Genomic DNA, 20,744 nt, shown 5'->3' with positions numbered 1-20,744 from the left:
AGTATAATGCCGGCATGACCTGCACCGGCTTCATTCTCACGCGCCACTGGCGCGATACCGCGCACGGCACCGAGATCCACTTCTGGCTGGCCACCGATGACGGCCCCCGCAAGGTCCGGCTGACCGCGCAGACATCGGTCGCCTTTGCCGAGGCAGGACAGCGCGCGGCCATCGCGGCCCTGATCGACCCTGCCGCCGGCATCGAGCTGCGCGATCTGCAGCTGAAAACCTTCGGCCAGGCGCCGGTGATCGGCGTGTACGCCTCGCGCTACAAGGCTCTGACGGCGCTCGAGCGCACGCTGCGCGAGCATGGCATCCGCATGTACGAGGCCGATGTGCGTCCGCCCGAGCGCTACCTGATGGAGCGCTTCATTTCGGCCGGCGTGCAGGTCGAGGGCGGCCGCAGCGACGGGTGCACCATTTTCGATGGCCGGCTCAAACCGGCGCCCGACTACCGGCCCAGGCTCAACATCGTCTCGCTCGACATCGAGACCAGCGCCCATGGCGACCTGTATTCGATCGCGCTGGAAGGCTGCGGCCAGCGCCAGGTGTACATGCTGGGCGCCGCACCCGAAAGCGCCGGCCAGGCCATCGACTTCGCTCTCGACTACTGCGCCACGCCGCGCCAGATCATCGAACGCCTCAACGCCTGGTTCGCGCAGCACGATCCCGATGTCATCATCGGCTGGAACGTGGTGCAGTTCGATCTGCGGGTGCTGCAGAAGAACGCCGACAAGCACCGCATCGCGCTCGCGCTGGGCCGCGAAGGCAAGACCATCGAATGGCGCGAGCATCCGGGCAAGCCGGGCTATATGTTCGCGCCGGTGGTCGGCCGCATCGTGCTTGACGGGATCGACGCGCTCAAGGCGGCGTCGTGGATGTTCCAGTCCTACAGCCTGGAAAACGTCTCGCGCGAGATGCTGGGCGAGGGCAAGGACATCGGCAGCGATGACGACAAGATGGCCGAGATCGAGCGTCGCTTCCATCAGGACAAGCCGGCGCTGGCGCACTACAACCTCAGGGACTGCGAGCTGGTCACGCGCATTTTCGAGCAGGCCAACCTGCTGGCCTTCATGATCGAGCGCGCCACCGTCACCGGCCTGCAGGCCGACCACCTGGGTGGCTCGATCGCCGCCTTCAGCCACCACTACCTGCCGCGCATGCACCGCGAGGGCTACGTGGCACCGAGCGTGGGTGACGTGTCGGGCGGGGCGTCGCCCGGTGGCTTCGTCATGGACTCCAAGCCGGGCCTGTACGACTCGGTCGTGGTGCTCGACTACAAAAGCCTGTACCCGTCCATCATCCGCACCTTCCTGGTCGATCCGGTGGGGCTGATCGAGGGCGAAGCGGCCACCGATCCGGCTGACCAGGTGGAAGGTATCAACGGCACCGTGTTTTCGCGCACCAGGCATTGCCTGCCCGAGATCACCACCCGGATCTGGCAGCAGCGCGACGCCGCCAAGCGCGCGAAGAACGAGCCGCTGTCGCAGGCCCTGAAGCTGCTGATGAATTCCTTCTGCGGCGTGCTGGGCGCCACCGAGTGCCGCTTCTTCAATCCGCGCCTGGTGTCGTCGGTGACGCTGCGCGGCCACCAGATGATGAAGCAGACCCGCGCGCTGGTCGAAGCCGAGGGCTACGACGTGATCTACGGCGATACCGATTCGATCTTCATCTGGCTCAAAAAAGCGCACCGCAACGACGATGCGCTGGCCATCGGCCAGCAGCTGGCCGACGGCATCAACGACTGGTGGCGCACCACGCTCAGGGAAAAGCAGGGGCTCGAGAGCCACCTCGAAATCGAGTTCGACACCCACTACCAGAAATTCTTCATGCCCACCATCCGCGGCACTGACCTCGGCAGCAAGAAGCGCTACGCGGGCCTGATGATCAACGGCCGTGGCGAAGAAGAGGTGATCTATCGCGGCCTGGAAGTGGCGCGCAGCGACTGGACGCCGCTGGCCCAGCAGTTCCAGCAGGGCCTGTTCCTGCGCATCTTCAAGAACCAGCCTTACCAGGACTACGTGCGCGACTACGCCGACCGCATGCTGGCCGGCGCCTGCGACGATCTGCTGGTCTACCGCAAGCGCCTGCGCCAGCCGCTCGACGACTACAAGGTCAACGTGCCGCCGCAGGTGCGCGCGGCGCGCCTGGCCGACGAATACTACCTGGCGCAGCGCCGCCCGCTGCGCTACCAGAACGGCGGCTGGATCAGCTACGTGATGACCACCAGCGGCCCCGAACCGCTGGAAGCGCTGCGCTCGCCGATCGACTACGAGCACTACCTGACCAAGCAACTGCAACCGATCGCCGACGCCATCCTGCAACCGATGCACGACAGTTTCGGTAACCTCACCACCATGCAATCGCGTTTGTTTTAAGCGTAGCTGGGGGCGTTCTGGTGCGGAACCGGGCCCGCACGATGCACAAGATACAATGGGTTTTCTTGAGCTACGTACGGGAGCGTCATAGTGAAAATTACGAAGTCTTTGCCCCTGTGGTCGATGGCGGCGCCGGTGGTGGCGTGGTTGCTGATTGCCGGTCAGGCGCTGGGGGCGCAGCAGACGCTGGGCCTGGCCTATACCTTGCTGCTGGTGGCGGGCCTGTTCGGTGGCGTGCTGGCAGCCGTATTCCATGCCGAGGTGGTGGCGCACAAGGTCGGGGAGCCGTATGGCACGCTGGTGCTGGCGATCGCGGTGACCGCCATCGAGGTGGCGCTGATCGTGTCGCTAATGATCGCCGGCGGCGCGTCCACCGCCGGGCTGGCGCGCGACACCGTGTTTGCGGCAGTCATGATTATCCTCAACGGCATGCTGGGCCTGTGCCTGCTGGCCGGCGCCAAGCGCCATGGCGAGCAGACGTTTACGCTGTCCGGCGTCTCGGCCGCCCTGACCACGCTGGCGGCGATTTCGATCCTGACCATGGTCCTGCCCAACTACACCACGACCGTGCCCGGCCCGTCGTACAGCGCCAGCCAGCTCGGCTTCATTGCGCTGGTGTCGGTCGTGTTGTACGGTACCTTTGTGCTGGTGCAGACGGTGCGCCACCGCGATTACTTCCTGCCGGAAGCGGCGACCAACGACGAAGACAACCACGCACCGCCGCCGCCGCTGAAGATGGCCTGGCTGTCGGCCGCGCTGCTGCTGGCCTGCCTGGCCAGCGTGGTGCTGCTGGCCAAGATGCTGTCGCCCACGCTGGAAGCGACCGTGCTCAAGCTCGGCGCGCCCAAGGCCGTGGTCGGCATCATCATCGCAGCGGTCGTGCTGCTGCCCGAGGGCATTGCCGCCTTCCACGCCGCGCGCGCCAACCGCCTGCAGACGAGCCTGAACCTGGCGCTCGGTTCGGCGCTGGCCAGTATCGGCCTGACCATTCCGGCCGTGGCCATCGTCTCGCTGATGACGGGCTGGACCCTGTCGCTCGGGATCGACGTCAAGTCCAGCGTGTTACTGCTGCTGTCGCTGATCGTTGCCACGCTGTCGCTTGGCACCGGCCGTACCACGGTGATGCAGGGCACGGTGCACCTGGTGATTTTCGCGGTCTACCTGTTCACGGCCATCGTCCCATAGCGGGAAATTGCGGCGCGTGACAACTTGTCATCAGCTTGTCACGCCGCGTTGGTATCTTGCAAATCTTTAAAACGATTGCCGGAACTACGCTATGAACCGCAACTCCCTGTGCAAGCCGCTGCTGCTTCCCCTGCGCCTGCCGCTGCTGGCCGGCCTGACCGCCGCCTTGCTGGCCGGCTGCAACAGCGACTCGACCCCGCTCAACAATGGCGGCGCCACCACGCCGGTGGCCGCCGCACCGAAGAACGTGATCTTCTTCCTCGGCGACGGCATGGGCATGACCACCATGACGGCCGCCCGCATCTACGCGGTCGGCGAAGACGGCGAGCTGACCGTCGATACGTTGCCCGAGACCGCCTTCGTCAAGACCTATTCCAACGACGCCCAGGTGACCGACAGCGCGCCGTCGATGTCGGCCTACATGACCGGCGTCAAGATGAACAACGAAGTGCTGTCGATGTCATCCAACACGGTGGCGGTCGATCCGGTGGCCGACGCCAACGGCAACAAGCTCGGCAACAACTGCGGCGCCGCCAACGGCGCGCCGGTGCCGACCCTGCTGGAACAGGCCAAGGCCCAGGGCCTGGCCACCGGCGTGGTCACCACCACCCGCGTCACCCACGCCACGCCAGCCGCCACCTACGCCCACATCTGCCACCGCGATCTCGAAAACGACATCGCTGCTGCCTCGGTGCCGGGCGGCGCCGGTTTCAATACCGCGCTCGGCTCAGGGCTCGACGTGCTGCTCGGTGGCGGCAGCCAGTTCTTCGTGCCGGTCGCTGCCGGCGGCAAGCGCAGCGACGGCCGCAACTTGATCAACGAAATGAAGGCGAAGAACGCCGCCTACGTCAGCAATGTCACCGAGCTGAACGCCATCGACGCCAGCAAGACCGAGCGCCTGCTGGGGCTGTTCACGTCCGGCCACATGAGCTATGACCTCGACCGCGACCCGGCCAAGGAACCGAGCCTGGCCGAGATGGCGACCAAGGCGATGGATGTGCTGGCCAAGAACAGCAAGGGCTATTTCCTGATGGTCGAGGGCGGCCGCATCGACCACGCCTTGCACGACACCACGGCCAAGAAAGCCTTGCACGACATGGTGGCCTTCGACAACGCCATCAAGGCCGTGCTGGCCAAGGCCCGCGTCGCCGACCCGGACCTGAAAAACACGCTGGTGGTGGTCACCGCCGACCATGACCACACGCTGGTGCTGAACGGTTACGCCAAGCGCACGGGCAAGACCACGGCCGCCAATGCCGGCGTGCTGGGCGTGGTAAAGAACTACGTGACCGGCGCCGTGGACAAGGACCTCGACGGCGCCCCGTATTCGATCATTGGCTTCGGCAACGGCGAAAACCGCACCCAGGGCAACCGCAGCAGCATGGCCAGCCTGGACGAGAGCGTCACGGGCGCCAACACCTACCACCAGGAAGCCGTGGTGCGCGTGGCTGCCGGCAGCGAGACCCACGGCGGCACCGACGTGTTCCTGGCCGCCATCGGCAAGGGCGCCGAGAACTTTACCGGCACCATCGACAACACCAAGGTGTTTAGCCTGGTCAAGACCGCCGTCGGCCTGTAACTTTTCACACGGATACCAGTTCATGAAACCTACCCTGATCGCGGCCAGCCTGGCCCTGGGCCTCGCCACGTCCTTCGCCGCTCCAGCATACGCTGCCGGCGAAGCCAAGAACATCATCTTCTTCCTCGGCGACGGCATGGGCCCCACCACCATCACTGCCGCCCGCATCTACAAATACGGTGAAGACGGCAGCCTGACCATGGACACGCTCGAGCGTACCGCGCGCATCAAGACCTTCTCGGCCGACGCCCAGACCACCGACAGCGCACCGTCGATGGCCGCCTACATGACCGGCGTGAAGATGAACAACGAGGTGATCTCGATGTCGACCGAAACCGTTGCCACCAACCCTGGCCGCGACGTCAACGGCAACCTTGGCGTCAACAACTGCGCTGCCGGCAACGGCACGCCAGCGACCACCATCCTGGAACTGGCCAAGGCCAAGGGCAAGGCCGTGGGCACGGTCACCACCACCGAGCTGACCCACGCCACGCCGGCCACGGCCTGGTCGCACATCTGCAACCGCAACGCGCAGTACCAGATCGCCGCGCAGCTGGTGCCCGGCGGCGCCGGCTTCAATACGGCGCTCGGCGATGGTGTCGATGTATTGATGGGGGGCGGGCGCAACCACTTCACGCCTTACGGCGCAACCAACACCGCCGGCCGCGCCGACGGCCGCAACCTGCTGGCCGAACTGGCCGCCAAGGGCTACACGGTCGCGGCCAACAAGACCGAGATGAATGCTGCCAGCGGCAAGAAATTCATCGGCCTGTACAGCAGCCGCAGCCACCTCGAATACGAGCTCGATCGCACCGCCACGCCGCCGCTGGGCGAGGGCGCCACGCAACCGAGCCTGGCCGAGATGACGGTCAAGGCCATGGACCTGCTGTCGCAGAATGCCAATGGCTACTTCCTGATGGTCGAGGGCGGCCGCATCGACCACGCGCTGCACGGCACCAACGCCAAGCGCGCGCTGACCGATACCATCGCCTTCGACGACGCCGTCAAGGCCGCGCTGGCAAAAGCCAAACTGACCGATCCGACCCTGGCCAACACCCTGATCGTGGTCACCGCCGACCACGACCACACGCTGGCCTTCAACGGTTACGGCAAGCGCGGCAATCCCATCCTCGACATCAACCGCGGCTACCGCGATGGCCAGCCGGCCAGGGATGCGGACGGCAAGACCTATACCACGCTGGTCTTCGGCAACGGTCCGAACCGCCCGAACCTGCGCGACAACCTCGACAGCACGACCGTGATGGCGGACAACTATCTGCAGGAAACCGGTGTGCGGCTGGCCAGCGAAACCCACGGCGGCGGCGACGTCAAACTGTTCGCCACCGGCGCCGGCGCCAAGCCGTTCAAGGGCACGCTCGACAACACCAGGGTGTTCGGCCTGCTGAAGACGGCGTTCGGGTTTTAAACCGGCGCTGCCATCGAATCCGCCATGCCCCGACCTGCGGCATGGCGGATGTTCCGCCCCTCGTCTGAACCGATAGAGAACACCGCATGCACCTCTCGCGCCCTTCGCGTTTTTCGCTCCTGATTGCTACCGTGAGCCTGGCCGGCACCGTGCACGCCGTGGCCAGCGCCCCGCCTGGCGTCGCTGCCGCGCCCGACCTCGATGTCACCATCAGCTACTACAGCAAAACCCTGACGCCTGACGGCGTTACGCGCGAATCGCGCTACGAGGAAACCATGCTGCGCCGCCCCGGTCACGTGTGGACCGCGCGGGTGCTGCCGGCCAGCGCCGCCCGGCTTCGGGACGACGCGGGCGATCACCACCACGGGCTCGACCACATTGCCATGCCGCGCCACCTGGTCAACGCCGGCAAGACGCCGCGCCTGGAGCTGGTCGATGCCCGCGACAAGGCGGTGGTCGCGATTCCCGCCACCGAGTTCGAGAACGTCAATTTCGACGGCTCGTGGGACCGCGCGTTTTATTTGCTCGACCCGCGCCTGCTGAAAACCATGACCGTGACCGGCCGCGCCAGCACCGTGCCCGGTGCCCGCTGGCGCGAACGCGAGGACAACGGCGTCTACCAGCGCGTGCTGTGGGACGAGCAGCGCCAGATTCCGCTGACGATCGAAAGCGGCGACAAGGCCGGCACTTTTTATCGCCGGGTGGACGTCACGGCCCGCCCCGGTGCCACGGCTGCGCCATGGACCAGGCTGCAGGGTTATGCCCAGCGCGAATATTCAGATTTTCTCGACTAGCGTGCAGGCCGGCTGGTCGCGTGCCCACAGCGCGCGGTAGGCGCCGTCCGCATCGTGCTCGACCGTTTGCTTGTCGAGGTTGAAGTGGCGCCCGCCGCGCGGGTCGGTGCCGCGCCCGGCGATGTATAGCCAGTTGCCCTGGTTGCTGTACACGTCGTAATCGATGAGCCGCGATTCGAACCACGCCGCGCCCGCGCGCCAGTCGCCATCGAGCTCGTTGAGCAGATAGCTGGCCACCGCCTGGCGCAGGCGGTTGCTCAGGTAACCGGTGTGCAGCAATTCGCGCATGGCTGCATCGACCAGCGGCTGGCCGGTGTCGCCGTGGCGCCAGCGTGCCAGCTGCGCGGTGCGCTGGTCTGCCGTGCAGGCAGGCGCAGCCAGTGGCTGCGTCGATAGTCCGCGCGCGCGGTACAGCGCTGCGCCGTACTGCAGGTGCAGCAGGCGGAAATAGTCGCGCCACAGCAGTTCGAACCACAGCCAGTAAGTGCCCTCGTTGGCGCCGTGCTGCGCCTCATAGGCGCGCACCTCGGCCATGATGCGCCGGGGCGACAGCGCGCCGTTGGCCAGCCACGGCGACCACTTGCTGGAAAAATCCACGCCATGCAACTGGTTGCGGGTGCGCTTGTAGCTGTCGGGCAGGCGCCGCTGCAGGTACTGCTGCAGATGCGCCAGCGCAGCGGTTTCGCCACCCTGCAGCCCGGCCGGACCGGCCGGCAGCGAGGAGCGCGGGTCGGACAGCAGGGCGTCGTCGGCGGCAGTGGACGCGTCGCCAACTGGCGTTTGCGGCGCGGTGGACCAGGCGGCGCGATCAGCGCCTGGCGCTTCTGAAGCAGTGGACCGGATAGTGCGGTCGGCGCCTGGCATTTCCGGCAAAGTATTCGGCGCGGTGGCGCAGCTGGTCGTCGCTGCTGGCGCGCTGCCGTCAGTCGGCATGTCGGTGGCACTGAGCAGCTCCGTGCGGTAGCCGGGCAGCGACGCAATGGCCTCGGCGGCCCCGGGTGGCCATGGCAACAGGGCGGCAGGCGGCTGCAGCGGTGCCGGCAGCATGAACGACGGCGCGAGCAGCGCTGTTGCCGGTGCCGGCGCCTTGAGCGCAGCGCTGCGTTGCCGGCGCTTCTTGCCAGCTGGCGCTGGCGCGAGCTGCCCGGCGGACGGCGCTGGCGCTGTTGCTGTTGCTGGTGCTCCGATCTGCAGCGCACGCTCGATTGCCTGTCGAAACGGCGTGTAGCTGGCCGGCAGCGCATCGGGCGTCCAGGGCAAATGCCGCGGATCGAGCAGGCTGCTTTGCCACGTGGTGTGGACGGTCAACCCGGCCGCCCGCAGCGCTGCCACCTGCTGCCGCTCCTCGGGCGCGGCGATCTCTTCGCAGTAGAGTGCCGTCGCATCGACCGCCTGCGCCAGCGCCGGCAGCACCATGGCCGGATCGCCGTCGCACAGCAGCAGCGGACAGCCGAGCGCGGTCAGCTGCCGGTCCAGGTCGCGCAACGCACTGCGCTGCCATGCCCGGCGCAGCGGGCCGACACGCTCCCAGCCCCAATGCGTGGGTTCATCGTCAGCGAGCAGGAATGCGACCGGCAGCAGGTGCCGGGCGCCGCCGGCCAACGCTGCCTGCAGGGCCGGCTGGTCGTGCAGGCGCAGGTCGTTACGGAACCAGAACAACACGGTGTTCATTGCTAGCCACGCTCCTCGTCTATCCATGCCATTGGCGACATGTTCGCACGGGAGGCGCGCGATGGCCCACACTGTGGGCGGCTGCGGTGTGGCGATCGGGAGGGCGGGCATTTTGCCGGCTGCGGCCAGCCGTCAGCCATCAGCTGTAGCTGTCAGCGGCAAACCATCCCGCGCCACCGCAGCGTCACGGTGGCGCGGTACGTCGGGTGCGGTAACTCAGGACGCGGTAGCCTGGACCGTGTGCACGACCGGCTGGCGCTGCCATTTGCGCGGCAGCAGCAGCGACGACAGTACCTTGCTGTGCTTGCAAATCTCCCACAGGATGGCCGGCACGCCCGCAGCCACCACCAGCGAAATCACCACGATGATCACGCTTGAATGGATGTCGCGTTGCAGTACCGGGAGCAGCGCGTGCAGTATGCTCAGGTGGAACAGCAGGATGAACAGGCTGGCCGCACCGAAGTAGCAGAGGATGCCCGCCGCCACTTTTACCCTGGACAGCAGCATGCAGGTACACAGCATCAGGTAGATGCCGCACAGCGCTTGCAGCGTGGTCAGCACCGGCGTGTCGTAGTGGCGCAGGTTGAAGTCGATCTTGTAATCGAAACCGAACTGGAACACGGCCATCGCCAGCAGCGCCAGCGCCGCCCAGGCCCAGTTGATTTGGAAGAACTTGATGCGGCTCGATAAAAAATTACCGAGCAAAAAATAAAAACTGGTCATCAGCAGGATGTCGGCGCTAAATGGCAGGCCGCACTGGAACAGCTCGGTGCTGAATTCGCTCTGGCTGCGGCAGGCCGGCACGTCGGCCCCGCTGGCAAACGTCGTCATCATCAGGTAGCCGCAGGTCGCCAGCACGAGCAACAGCAAGATGCGCTTGGGCCAGGTGTCGTACAGGCGCGCATCGGACTTGAGCAGCACCGTGCAGAACAGGTACAACAACCACAGGTGGGCCAGGAACCACAGCGGCAGCGGATCGATCGTGAACCCGGTCGGATAGGCCAGACCGAGCAACACGCTTTCCCAGGTTTCGCCGTTGAGCATGGTATCGAACAGGCCGGTGACCAGCACCACCACCACCATCGGCTTGAGCCATGCGTCGGCGCGGCGCAGCGCCACTTGTCCGAGCGACTTGTTTCCTACCGAAAAAGTCACGCCGGCCATGAAGAAAAAGAAAGGCAGGCGGAATGCGGTAAGAAAGTCGCGGACATCGGGAAAGCGGAAACCGAACATCTGGTTATGCCCGAGCACGATCAGGAGGATGCCCAGCCCTTTGGCGATGTCGATGAACGGTAATCGGACTGGCTTGTTGTGCGGCGCAGCAACAGCATCACTTGTATGCATGTATCCTCCAGGAAATGTTTCAAAAATCAACATTTATGATAAGGGGGATACTTGATTTGTGTCCAATAGTGTTCGTCTAAATCGTCACTTTCGGTGTCAGATTTACCTATTTTTTCGTGTTTTTATTGCATCATAAAAACACCATAAAACTGGTTTCATGCTTGCAGTGCACCATGGCGTGGCTATTGCTGGCCGATTCCGAGGTCATTCGTCACTTGTTGCCGAAGCAAGTATTTCTGGATCTTGCCGGTGACCGTCATCGGGAACGCGGTGACGAAACGGATGTAGCGCGGGATCTTGTAGCGGGCGATCTGGTCCTGGCAAAACGCGCGGATCTCGGCCTCGTCGGCGGTCATTCCGGGCCGCACGATGATGCAGGCGCACAATTCTTCGCCGTATTTTTCGTCGGGCACGCCAACGCACTGGACATCCTGCACCTTGGGGTGGCGATACAGGAATTCCTCGATCTCGCGCGGGTAGATGTTTTCGCCGCCGCGGATCACCATGTCCTTGGCGCGGCCGACGATGCTGGCAAAGCCCTGCGCGTCCATGACGGCAAGGTCGCCCGTGTGCAGCCAGCGCGCGGCATCGATGGTGTCGCGGGTTTGCTGCGGGTCGTCCCAGTAGCCGAGCATGACGGAATAGCCGCGCGTGAGCAGCTCGCCTTTTACGCCGCGCGGCACGATGCGGCCGTCGCCATCGACGATTTTGACTTCGAGGTGCGGGTGGACGCGGCCGATGGTCGAGACGCGCAAGTGCACGGGATCGTCCACCGAACTCTGGAAGCTGACCGGCGACGTTTCCGTCATGCCGTAGGCGATGGTGATGTCGGTCAGGTGCATGCGCTCGATCACCCGGCTCATCACTTCGGCCGGGCAGGGCGAGCCGGCCATGATGCCGGTGCGCAGCGTCGATAAATCGTAGCGGCTGAACTCGGGATGGTCGAGCATGCCGATGAACATGGTGGGCACGCCGTGCAGTCCGGTGCAGCGCTCGGCCTGCACCGTGGCCAGCACTGCTGCCGGCTCGAAGCTTTCGCCGGGGAACACCATCGTCGCGCCGTGGGTGACGCAGGCCAGGTTGCCGAGCACCATGCCGAAGCAATGGTAGAGCGGCACCGGGATGCACAACCGGTCGCGTTCGGTCAGGCGCATCGCTTCGCCGACGAAGAAACCGTTGTTGAGGATGTTGTGGTGGGTGAGCGTGGCGCCCTTGGGGGCACCCGTGGTGCCGGACGTGAACTGGATATTGACCGCATCGTCGAACTGCAGCGTGGCCTCGGCTGCGGCCAGCGCCGCCTGTTGCGCGGCACCGGGCAGCGCCAGCAGATCGTCGAAGTTGCGCATGCCCGGCGTGCGCTCCGCGCCGAGCCGGATCACGTGGCGCAGCTGCGGCAGCGTTGGCGCCTGCAGCTGGCCCGGGTGGCTGCGCTGCAGCTGCGGCACCACGGCGTTGACGATGGCCAGGTAGTCGCTGGTCTTGAACGCCGGCGCCAGGATCAGCGCCGCACACTGCACCTTGCCCAGCACATATTCGAGCTCGCTGCGCCGGTAGGCCGGGTTGATGTTGACCAGCACCAGCCCGGCGCGCGCGGTGGCAAACTGCACCAGCACCCACTCGGCGCAGTTCTGCGACCAGATGCCGACCCGGTCACCGGGCTGCAACCCCAGCGCCAGCAAGTTCGCCGCCAGCCGCGACACGCGCGCATCGAGTTCGGCATAGGTCCAGCGCACCTGCTGGTGCGGCACCACCAGCGCCTCGTTACCGCCATGGCGCGCGGCGATGTCGGCCAGAAAGCGGCCAATGGTGACGCCGATCAGCGGCACATCGTGGGCGCCGTGGGCGTAGCTCGGTTGTTCGGAGGCGGCTCGGTGCAGGTCAGCGCGCGTCTGTGGCATGGGGTCTCCTTGGTGTGGTGTTGACTTTTGGTGGCAGTCTAGCATTTGCCGCAGGTGGTGGGCGGTGGGGTGACGCGTCAGGCAGACGGCTCAATTGCTTTTGGGGACAGGAGGGCATGCCCGCAAAGGGGGCAGTGATTCAACTTGCACAGATCATGAGTGGGGGGCTGACCGGCAGCGATGAGGGAGCTACATCTGCCGTTTTACTTCATGCTGGTCTTGCTTGGTCGGGGTGAGAGGATTCGAACCTCCGGCCTCTACGTCCCGAACGTAGCGCTCTACCGGGCTAAGCTACACCCCGACTTTTTAATATTTCAGCATATTCCTGGCGCCGACACAATGGCTGATGCGTGCGCGCCACGGGCGGGGCCAGGCGGGTTGGGGGATAATGCCGGCTTTGACTTCAAAGGCAGCGCCATGGCAATCACGATTTACCACAATACCGCGTGCGGCACATCGCGCAAGACCCTGGAGGCGATCCGCGCCACCGGCGTCGAGCCGCAGATCATCGATTACGTGAAAACTCCGCCCACCCGCGCGCAATTGCAGGACCTGATCGCCAGGTCCGGCCTGACCGTGCGCCAGGCCATGCGCGACAAGGGCGACCTGTACGCCGAGCTGGGACTGGCTGACTTGTCTTTGCCGGACGCGGCGCTGCTGGACGCGATGATGGCGCATCCGATCCTGATCAACCGGCCGTTCGTGGTGACCGACAAGGGCGTGCGCCTGTGCCGGCCGTTCGAGCTGGTGCAGGAGATCCTGTAATCGGGATCCATTAAATCAAACGGCGCCGATGGCGCCGTTTGATTAGTGGGTGCGGTTGACCGAGAAGTGCGCCAGCTGCAGCAGCGATTCCTTGTACTGGCTGTCGGGCAGCCCGGCAATCGCTTCGGCGGCGCGGTCGGCTGCGATCTCGGCCTGGCGGCGCGTGAAGTCCAGCGCGCCGCTGCTGGTGACGGCCGCGAGGACGGCGTCGAAATGCTGTTCGTCGCCTTGCTCGATGCAAGTGCGCACCAGTTCGCGTTGTTCTGGCGTGCCGTTTTCCATCAGGTAGATCAGCGGCAGCGTCGGTTTGCCTTCGCGCAGGTCGTCGCCGACGTTCTTGCCGATTTCGGCAGCGTCGCCGGCGTAGTCGAGCACGTCGTCGATCAGCTGGAAGGCAGTGCCCAGCGAGCGGCCGTATTCGCCGGCGGCGGCGATCTGCGGCTCGGTGGCGCCGGCGATCAGCGCGCCCAGCTCGGCAGCAGCCTCGAACAGCTTGGCGGTTTTCGAGCGGATCACCTGTAAATAGCGTTCCTGGCTCACATCCGGGTCGTGCATGTTCAGCAGTTGCAGCACTTCGCCTTCGGCGATCACGTTGGTCGCCTCGGACAGGATCTGCATCACGCGCATATTGGCCAGGTCGGCCATCATCTGGAACGCGCGCGAGTACAAAAAGTCGCCCACCAGCACCGACGCCGCATTGCCGAACAGGGCATTGGCCGTGGCGCGGCCCCGGCGCAGCGACGATTCATCGACCACGTCGTCGTGCAGCAGGGTGGCGGTGTGGATGAATTCGACCACGGCAGCGAGCTCGTGGTGGGCGCTGCCCTTGTAAGAATAGGCATTCGCTACCAGCAATACCAGCACCGGGCGCAGGCGCTTGCCGCCGGCGCTGATGATGTATTCGGCAATCTGATTGACGAGGCTGACCTCGGAATGCAGCTTGCGGCGGATCACCGCGTTGACCGCGTCCATGTCGGCGGCGATCGAGTGGGCGATGGTGTTCTGGGAAGCGGTGTGGGTAGCGGCAGACAAGACGAACCTGTGCGTTGACATTATAGGTGCCGAGATTATACGACATGGCCCCCGCTACCGGGGGCGCTGGTGGATTTGTCTATCTTGGCGGCCCGATCATTGACTGACATACCACGCCGCCGCCGGTTTGTGAATAGTTTTTGACGCGAAAACCCATCCCATGTATAATCTGCGGTTCCCCGGTTTCCATGCAGGACAGCAGCACTGTTCAGGTGACTGCGCCAGCAAGGCGCCGACGGATTTTTTTTAACATTTGAAGAGGTTTCAAATCATGTACGCGGTCATAAAAACCGGTGGCAAACAATACAAAGTTGTCGCTGGCGAAAAACTCAAAGTAGAACAGATACCTGCAGACATTGGTTCCGAAATCACCATCGACCAAGTCCTCGCCGTCGGCGCGGGCGACAGCATCAAGTTTGGTGCGCCGCTGGTTGAAGGTGCCAAGGTTCTGGTTACTGTTGTGGCACACGGTCGTCACGACAAGGTGAAGATTTTCAAGATGCGTCGTCGTAAGCACTACCAGAAGCATCAAGGCCATCGTCAGAACTACACCGAAATCCAAATCGTCTCGATCAACGGCTAATCCCGTTTCGGCACCTCTAGCATTCAAGGAGCTTTAGCATGGCACACAAAAAAGGCGGCGGCACTACGCGAAATGGTCGTGACTCAGAATCAAAACGCCTGGGCGTTAAAGTCTACGGCGGTCAAACGATCAATGCAGGCGGCATCATCATTCGTCAACGCGGCACTCCAGTGCGCGCCGGCGAAGGCGTTGGCACCGGCAAGGACCACACCCTGTTCGCCCTGGTGGACGGCGTGGTCAAGTTCGTCGTCAAGGGCGCAGGCTCGAAGCAGTACGTTACCGTAGTCGCAGCAGCGTAATGGCTGCACGGATGGTGCGCGGCGCGCACTGTCCGCTTTGTAAGGCGCAAGCCTTCAATCGAAAGGCTCTGCCCATGGTAGAGCCTTTTAGTTTTATGGCGGTACATCATGAAGTTTATCGACGAAGCAAAAATTGAAGTGATCGGTGGTGACGGCGGCAATGGTTGCGCCTCGTTTTGCCGTGAAAAATTCCGCCCATTCGGCGGCCCTGACGGCGGCGACGGCGGCAAGGGTGGCTCGATCTGGGCCGTAGCGGACCGTAACATCAATACCTTGGTCGATTTCCGCTACTCCAAGGTGCACCGCGCGAAAGACGGCGAATCGGGCCGTGGCGCCGATTGCTACGGCAAGGGCGCTGACGATGTGCATCTGCGCATCCCGGTCGGCACGCTGGTCATCGACGATGTCTCGGGCGAGATCCTGGCCGACATGACCGAGCACGGCCAGATGGAATTGCTGGCCAAGGGCGGCGAGGGCGGCTGGGGCAATATCCACTTCAAGACCTCGACCAACCGCGCTCCGCGCCAGAAAACCGAAGGCAAGGAAGGCGAACGCCGCGAAATCCGCCTGGAACTGAAAGTGCTGGCCGACGTCGGCCTGCTGGGCATGCCCAATGCCGGCAAGTCCACCTTCATTTCGGCCGTGTCGAATGCGCGTCCGAAGATCGCCGATTACCCGTTCACCACCTTGCACCCGAACCTGGGCGTGGTCCGCGTCTCGCACGAGAAAAGCTTCGTGATCGCCGACATTCCGGGGCTGATCGAGGGCGCCGCCGAAGGTGCGGGCCTCGGCCACCAGTTCCTGCGCCATTTGCAGCGCACCGGTCTGCTGCTGCACATCGTCGATCTGGCGCCGTTCGAAACCAATGTCGATCCGGTCAAGGAAGCCAAGGCCCTCGTCAACGAGCTGAAAAAATACGATGCAGCGCTGGTGGACAAGCCGCGCTGGCTCGTGCTCAACAAGCTCGACATGGTGCCCGAAGACGAACGCGCCAAGCGCGTGAAGGACTTCATCAAGAAGTTCGGCTTCAAGGGCCCGGTGTTCGAGATTTCGGCACTGAGCCGCGATGGCACGCAGGACCTGGTCAACGCCATCCAGCAACACCTGGAAGAGCAGCGCTACAGCGCCCAGCGCAGCGAGGAAACGCAGATGACCGAAGAAGCACGCGGCATTTCGTCGATCGATCCGGACGATCCGCGCTTCAAGATCCTCGACTGATCCTCGACGAAATTCGATATCAAAGGCATAATCAGCATGCGCTGCTTATGCCTTTTTTTATTCCGGGCAGCTGATGATGCTCGCCGCCGTTGTCACCACAAGGCCGGCGCCTCTCTGCCATGCAGGGCCATCCGCCCCGACCTGCGCACTTTCAACACATCTGGCAGCTTCGCAGTACCGTCGTTTTCTTTCGCTAGTCTGGAGCCGTGTCGCCCCCATGAATTCCGTCATCCAAAAAGCCCAACGCATCATCATCAAGGTCGGCTCGTCGCTGGTCACCAACGACGGCCGCGGTCTCGACCACGCCGCCATTGCCCGCTGGGCAGCGCAAATCGCTGCCCTGCGCGCGCTCGGCAAGCAGGTGGTGCTGGTGTCGTCCGGCGCCATTGCCGAGGGCATGCTGCGCCTCGGTTTCGAACGCCGCCCGCACGACATCCACGAACTGCAAGCCTGCGCCGCCGTCGGCCAGATGGGCCTGGCGCAAATCTACGAAACCAGCTTCCGCACCCACGGCCTGGGCACGGCCCAGGTGCTGCTCACCCACGCCGACCTGGCCGACCGCGAACGCTACCTGAACGCCCGCTCCACGCTGACCACCTTGCTGCGTCTGGGGATCGTGCCGATCATTAACGAGAACGACACGGTGGTCACCGACGAAATCAAGTTCGGCGACAACGACACGCTCGGCGCGCTGGTGGCCAACCTGATCGAGGCCGACGCCCTGATCATCCTCACCGACCAGCAAGGCCTGTACAGCGCCGACCCGCGCAAGGACCCGGCTGCCGTATTGATCGCGCACGGCCGCGCCGGCGACCCGGCGCTCGAAGCGATGGCCGGCGGCGCCGGCAGCAGCTTGGGGCGCGGCGGCATGCTGACCAAGATCCTGGCCGCCCGGCGCGCCGCCAAGTCGGGCGCCCACACGGTGATCGCCTACGGCCGTGAGCACCGTGTGCTTGAGCGGCTGGCCGGCGGCGAGGCGATCGGCACCGAACTGCAGGCGGAGACCGGCCACCTGACCGCGCGCAAGCAGTGGATGGCTGACCATCTGCATACGGCAGGCCAGGTCGTGCTCGATGCGGGCGCCGTGCAAAAGCTCACGGCCGAGGGCAAGTCGCTATTGCCGATCGGCGTGGTGGAAGTCAAAGGGGAATTTGGCCGCGGCGCCGTGATCACTTGCGTCGATGGCGCCGGCGTACCGGTGGCGCGCGGCCTGTCGAACTACACGAGCGCGGAAACGCGCCGCATCATGCGCAAGCCGTCCAGCGAGATCGAAGCCATCCTCGGCTTTGTGGAAGGCACGGAACTCGTGCACCGCGATAATCTGGTGCTGATTTAATTGTAGACGTAATAATTCTGCAAGGGTTTTTTATAACTCTGGGTTGAGGCCGCATTTTGGAGGTCAGTTTTATAATCACGCATTATTTGAAGAATTTCTTCTACTAATTCGCCGAATTCGCGCCCCCCTAACTCTAGATATTCTCCATGTGCGATCTGGTTTCGTCGACTTACTAAGCTTTCGTCGATTAGATTAAACTTCGTCTCGTATGAGGTGACTTGGATGTCAAGTGATTTAGCTATATTGGAAAAAACCTTAGATGATAAATTTGACTCGGTGTCTATCGCGGAAGATAGATTTAACTTGGCTGGGTTTTCTAGTTCATTTATAATAAATTCAAAAGCTGATATGTTTGCCATTGATTGCTTTGATAGGGCGAGCGTTTGAAGTTTTGACTTTAAACCGAATATTGCGAAGCAGCTTTTTAATTCGCTGTATTTATGCCCTTGATGACTGATGAAATTTAAATAATGTTCAGATGCGGATTTTACAAAGCCTTCCCAGTGGGCATATACTAAAGCAATTCCAGCCCGGATAAAGAACTTTCTTTCTGGACCGTTGCCAGTAGATGCTACACGAAATGCTCCGATCTCCTTAACGCGCCATCCCATTTCTTTGTCTAGTGCGTCCTGGAACTGAGTTAGTGTCCGAATATCGTTCATCTAGAAATCCTAAGGTCTTACTAATTCTCCGGCAAGAGGTAGTAATCGCATCAATCTGGTCGTTCCTCTGACACCAGCTCCAGAATTTTTGGTGAAGATAGGGTTGCTCCAAAGCATTATCGCTTTTTCTTTAATTAAATCAATGCGTTCTTGAGGTGATAGTTTATCTAATTCAGCCAAATTTTGAGACACGCCGATCGACAATACTTCGAAAACCGACATTAAAAACATACCGGAAAAATTGTTGCCGTTCCAACGTTTAAAAGCTTTATCACCCAAAGCTTCATCGAGATATTTAAAGGTTTTGTGGAAAATTACTTGATTTTCTTGAAGGTCGAAATCTCCATTCCCTGCAATTTTCAGAAGAGCGTCATCAAGGTATTCATGTACATCTAAGCCTGATATGTATGGGACAGATCGGAAGGCAAAGAACCTCAATGCTAGTTCCACCCCAAGTTGTGACTCAAGAGCTGTTGTAGTCTGGTCAGTCGTATGTATAAATGAGTCTTCATTGGATCGTGCGATCAACCAATCATAAAATTCTCGATTTAAAGAAACGGCAATGCTATTGCGTACTTCTTGTTCAGACAGTCGAGCGCCACCGGTATTTAATCGCTGAAATAATTCGAACTTAGCTGAAAAATCGCTATCAGACTTAAGTATTTCGACGCGTACTCTCGCTCTTTTTATCTCAATCTGGAGTGCTTGACCTAAGCCGTCTCCAGAGTCGGGCGTCGAATCTTTCCACCTTTTTTCATTTAAACTTGGCAAAAACCTGGTTCCGTTTAGGATCAAAGGACCCAACTGTTCAGCTCGGTCTCCGCTCAGGTCGCCAGTAAGTTGTAGAACCGTAGAAATGCGTTGAAGACCATCGATCAGTTCCCAGACTCCAGTTTCATGTTGATATACAAAAATTGGAGGGATAGGAATGCCGAGAATTAAAGATTCAATAAATCGAGTCTTTCTTTCATCATCCCAACGAAAAAGCCTCTGAAATACTGGATCTATAATTAATTCATTTTCCTTATAAAGATTAATTATTTCACCAAGAGACATCTCGTAGCCATCTGTGACAACCTTTTTTCTAGCGGTTTGTATTTCTTCAGTCAGTGCCATGGCTTCCCCTTAATTTCTTGCAATACATGATTTTAGTCGGATTAGAATATTCTAGTCCCATTTCGAGAAAATTGTAAATTTGTCTCACACCCCGTCCGGCGCCGGCGTCTTGCTGCGGTAATCGCACAGGTCGCGCTGCATGCAGTTCCAGCACTCGGGCTTGCGCGCCTTGCAGGTGTAGCGGCCGTGCAGGATCAGCCAGTGGTGGGCGTCCTGTAAAAACTCCTTCGGTACGAACTTGAGCAGCTTCTGTTCGACGATGTCGACATTCTTGCCCGGCGCCAGGCCGGTGCGGTTGGAGACGCGGAAGATGTGGGTGTCGACCGCCATGGTCGGCTCGCCGAAGGCCGTGTTCAGTACCACGTTGGCGGTCTTGCGGCCGACGCCGGGGAGGGCTTCGAGCGACTCGCGGTCGCGCGGCACTTGCCCGCCGTGCAGGTCCACCAGCATCCGGCAGGTGGCGATCACGTTCTTGCCCTTGGTCTTGTACAGGCCGATGGTCTGGATATAGGTTTTCAGTTCTTCCTCGCCCAGGTCGAGGATCGCTTGCGGCGTGTTGGCCACCGGGTACAGCTTGCGGGTGGCCTTGTTGACGCCGACGTCGGTGGCCTGGGCCGACAGCAGCACGGCGATCAGCAGTTCGAACGGCGTCGTGTAGTCGAGTTCGGTCTTGGGATGGGGATTGGCGGCGCGGAAGCGCACGAACATTTCATGGCGTTTGGCAGGATTCATTCAGTCTCGGTTCCGTTCTGGCGCGCTGCGCCGGATTCCGCAGCCGCCGCCTCTTTCTTGGCCCGCGCGCGTTCCATGGCGGCGGCGATGATCGCGCGCTTGCGCTCCTTCTCTGCCGCCTCAGCGTCGTCCACCGGCGCCAGCGCGTCGACCGCTTCCATCTTGGCGGCGGCCTTGGCGGCCAGGCGCTCGTCGTTTTCCTGTTTTTCCCGCTGCAGGCGCACGGTGCGCCAGTCGTGGCGTTCGCGCGCGGCGTCAGCCTCGGGCTGGCTCCAGGCGGCCCAGCCGGTGGTCTCGGTGACCGGGTACATGATGATGCAATCGACCGGGCACGGATGGACGCACAGGTCGCAACCGGTGCACAGCGCGGGCACCACGGTGTGCATCAGCTTGGCGGCGCCGACGATGGCGTCCACCGGGCAGGCCTGGATGCACAGCGTGCAGCCGATGCACAGCGCCTCGTCGATGTAGGCAAGCGCGCGCGGGCGCTCGATGCCGTTGACGGGATTGAGGGGAATCACCGGGCGGCCGGTGACGGCGGATAGCCGGACAATGCCCTCGGCGCCGCCGGGCGGGCACTGGTTGATGCCGGCCGCACCGGCCGCGATCGCCTCGGCGTACGGACGGCAGCCATCGTAGCCGCACTTCGTGCATTGCGTTTGCGGCAGAACGTCTTCGATGCGGTCGGCCAGGCTGGCGGTGGATTGTTCGGACACGGCAGTTTCA

At 62.4% G+C, this 20,744-nt stretch carries 18 protein-coding genes and 1 tRNA gene; 10 read left to right on the top strand and 9 right to left on the bottom strand.

All coding sequences use genetic code 11. The annotated features are described in order from the left end of the window. Positions 1 to 14 precede the first annotated feature (14 nt). From ASF61_RS00400 to ASF61_RS00380, 5 genes are all read left to right on the top strand, one after another. Positions 15 to 2,378, top strand: coding sequence for a DNA polymerase II (locus ASF61_RS00400; protein ID WP_056151153.1), 2,364 nt, complete (start codon positions 15 to 17; stop codon positions 2,376 to 2,378). Positions 2,379 to 2,468: 90 nt separating this feature from the next. Next, positions 2,469 to 3,563 carry a calcium:proton antiporter gene (locus ASF61_RS00395; RefSeq protein WP_373994513.1) on the top strand — a complete coding sequence of 365 codons (1,095 nt, stop codon included), beginning with the start codon at positions 2,469 to 2,471 and terminating at the stop codon, positions 3,561 to 3,563. A gap of 91 nt (positions 3,564 to 3,654) precedes the next feature. After that, positions 3,655 to 5,142, top strand: a complete 1,488-nt coding sequence (locus ASF61_RS00390) for an alkaline phosphatase (protein WP_229205661.1) — start codon at positions 3,655 to 3,657, stop codon at positions 5,140 to 5,142. A 22-nt stretch (positions 5,143 to 5,164) separates the two neighbouring features. Next, positions 5,165 to 6,568, top strand: coding sequence for an alkaline phosphatase (locus tag ASF61_RS00385; protein WP_156369415.1), 1,404 nt, complete (start codon positions 5,165 to 5,167; stop codon positions 6,566 to 6,568). Positions 6,569 to 6,654: 86 nt separating this feature from the next. Continuing rightward, the gene (locus ASF61_RS00380; protein ID WP_056149947.1) at positions 6,655 to 7,362 is read left to right on the top strand and encodes a hypothetical protein; all 708 of its coding nucleotides are present in this window, start codon (positions 6,655 to 6,657) and stop codon (positions 7,360 to 7,362) included. Here ASF61_RS00380 and ASF61_RS23830 read toward each other — a convergent pair. The 4 genes from ASF61_RS23830 to ASF61_RS00360 all read right to left on the bottom strand — a co-directional run bounded on the left by ASF61_RS23830 (position 7,345) and on the right by ASF61_RS00360 (position 12,576). Further along, positions 7,345 to 9,033 carry an FAD-binding domain-containing protein gene (locus ASF61_RS23830; protein ID WP_056149944.1) on the bottom strand — a complete coding sequence of 563 codons (1,689 nt, stop codon included), beginning with the start codon at positions 9,031 to 9,033 and terminating at the stop codon, positions 7,345 to 7,347. The two genes, ASF61_RS00380 and ASF61_RS23830, sit on opposite strands and share 18 nt — an antisense overlap. A gap of 216 nt (positions 9,034 to 9,249) precedes the next feature. Further along, positions 9,250 to 10,377 carry an acyltransferase family protein gene (locus tag ASF61_RS00370; RefSeq protein ID WP_056149941.1) on the bottom strand — a complete coding sequence of 376 codons (1,128 nt, stop codon included), beginning with the start codon at positions 10,375 to 10,377 and terminating at the stop codon, positions 9,250 to 9,252. A gap of 182 nt (positions 10,378 to 10,559) precedes the next feature. Beyond that, positions 10,560 to 12,275: an AMP-binding protein gene (locus tag ASF61_RS00365; protein ID WP_056149936.1), complete on the bottom strand. Its 1,716-nt coding sequence runs from the start codon at positions 12,273 to 12,275 to the stop codon at positions 10,560 to 10,562. A gap of 224 nt (positions 12,276 to 12,499) precedes the next feature. Then, positions 12,500 to 12,576 (bottom strand) — tRNA-Pro (locus ASF61_RS00360). Positions 12,577 to 12,692: 116 nt separating this feature from the next. Here ASF61_RS00360 and arsC point away from each other — a divergent pair. Beyond that, on the top strand, positions 12,693 to 13,040 hold the full coding sequence (arsC, locus tag ASF61_RS00355; protein WP_056151147.1) for an arsenate reductase (glutaredoxin): 348 nt from the start codon (positions 12,693 to 12,695) through the stop codon (positions 13,038 to 13,040). Between the two features lie 42 nt (positions 13,041 to 13,082). On the opposite strand, the gene ispB is transcribed toward arsC, so the two are convergent. Next, positions 13,083 to 14,072: an octaprenyl diphosphate synthase gene (gene ispB / locus ASF61_RS00350; protein ID WP_056149933.1), complete on the bottom strand. Its 990-nt coding sequence runs from the start codon at positions 14,070 to 14,072 to the stop codon at positions 13,083 to 13,085. Between the two features lie 271 nt (positions 14,073 to 14,343). Between ispB and rplU the strand changes: the two genes are divergently transcribed. The 4 genes from rplU to proB all read left to right on the top strand — a co-directional run bounded on the left by rplU (position 14,344) and on the right by proB (position 17,508). Then, the gene (gene rplU, locus ASF61_RS00345; protein WP_056149930.1) at positions 14,344 to 14,655 is read left to right on the top strand and encodes a 50S ribosomal protein L21; all 312 of its coding nucleotides are present in this window, start codon (positions 14,344 to 14,346) and stop codon (positions 14,653 to 14,655) included. A gap of 38 nt (positions 14,656 to 14,693) precedes the next feature. After that, complete coding sequence (gene rpmA, locus ASF61_RS00340) at positions 14,694 to 14,954, top strand: 50S ribosomal protein L27 (protein WP_019921557.1); 261 nt, start codon at positions 14,694 to 14,696, stop codon at positions 14,952 to 14,954. Positions 14,955 to 15,062: 108 nt separating this feature from the next. Then, positions 15,063 to 16,172, top strand: a complete 1,110-nt coding sequence (gene obgE / locus ASF61_RS00335; RefSeq protein WP_056149926.1) for a GTPase ObgE — start codon at positions 15,063 to 15,065, stop codon at positions 16,170 to 16,172. A 217-nt stretch (positions 16,173 to 16,389) separates the two neighbouring features. Then, a complete protein-coding gene (gene proB / locus ASF61_RS00330; protein ID WP_056149923.1) occupies positions 16,390 to 17,508 on the top strand; it encodes a glutamate 5-kinase in 1,119 nt (372 codons plus the stop codon). Here the strand turns inward: proB and ASF61_RS22460 are convergent. From ASF61_RS22460 to rsxB, 4 genes are all read right to left on the bottom strand, one after another. Further along, positions 17,505 to 18,170, bottom strand: a complete 666-nt coding sequence (locus ASF61_RS22460; protein ID WP_082491133.1) for an MAE_28990/MAE_18760 family HEPN-like nuclease — start codon at positions 18,168 to 18,170, stop codon at positions 17,505 to 17,507. The genes proB and ASF61_RS22460 overlap by 4 nt on opposite strands. Positions 18,171 to 18,179: 9 nt before the next feature. Further along, positions 18,180 to 19,286: a DUF262 domain-containing protein gene (locus tag ASF61_RS22455; protein ID WP_082491132.1), complete on the bottom strand. Its 1,107-nt coding sequence runs from the start codon at positions 19,284 to 19,286 to the stop codon at positions 18,180 to 18,182. An 84-nt stretch (positions 19,287 to 19,370) separates the two neighbouring features. Continuing rightward, on the bottom strand, positions 19,371 to 20,018 hold the full coding sequence (nth, locus tag ASF61_RS00325) for an endonuclease III (protein WP_056149922.1): 648 nt from the start codon (positions 20,016 to 20,018) through the stop codon (positions 19,371 to 19,373). Further along, on the bottom strand, positions 20,015 to 20,734 hold the full coding sequence (gene rsxB, locus ASF61_RS00320) for an electron transport complex subunit RsxB (protein WP_056149920.1): 720 nt from the start codon (positions 20,732 to 20,734) through the stop codon (positions 20,015 to 20,017). The genes nth and rsxB overlap by 4 nt, the downstream gene beginning before the upstream one ends. Positions 20,735 to 20,744: the final 10 nt, after the last annotated feature.

Origin of the sequence: Duganella sp. Leaf126 (assembly GCF_001423125.1) — a bacterium.
In the GTDB taxonomy this organism is placed as follows: Bacteria; Pseudomonadota; Gammaproteobacteria; order Burkholderiales; family Burkholderiaceae_D; genus Rugamonas.
Note: the sequence above shows the minus strand (reverse complement) of the source record. Positions and strands in the feature narration are given on the sequence as shown.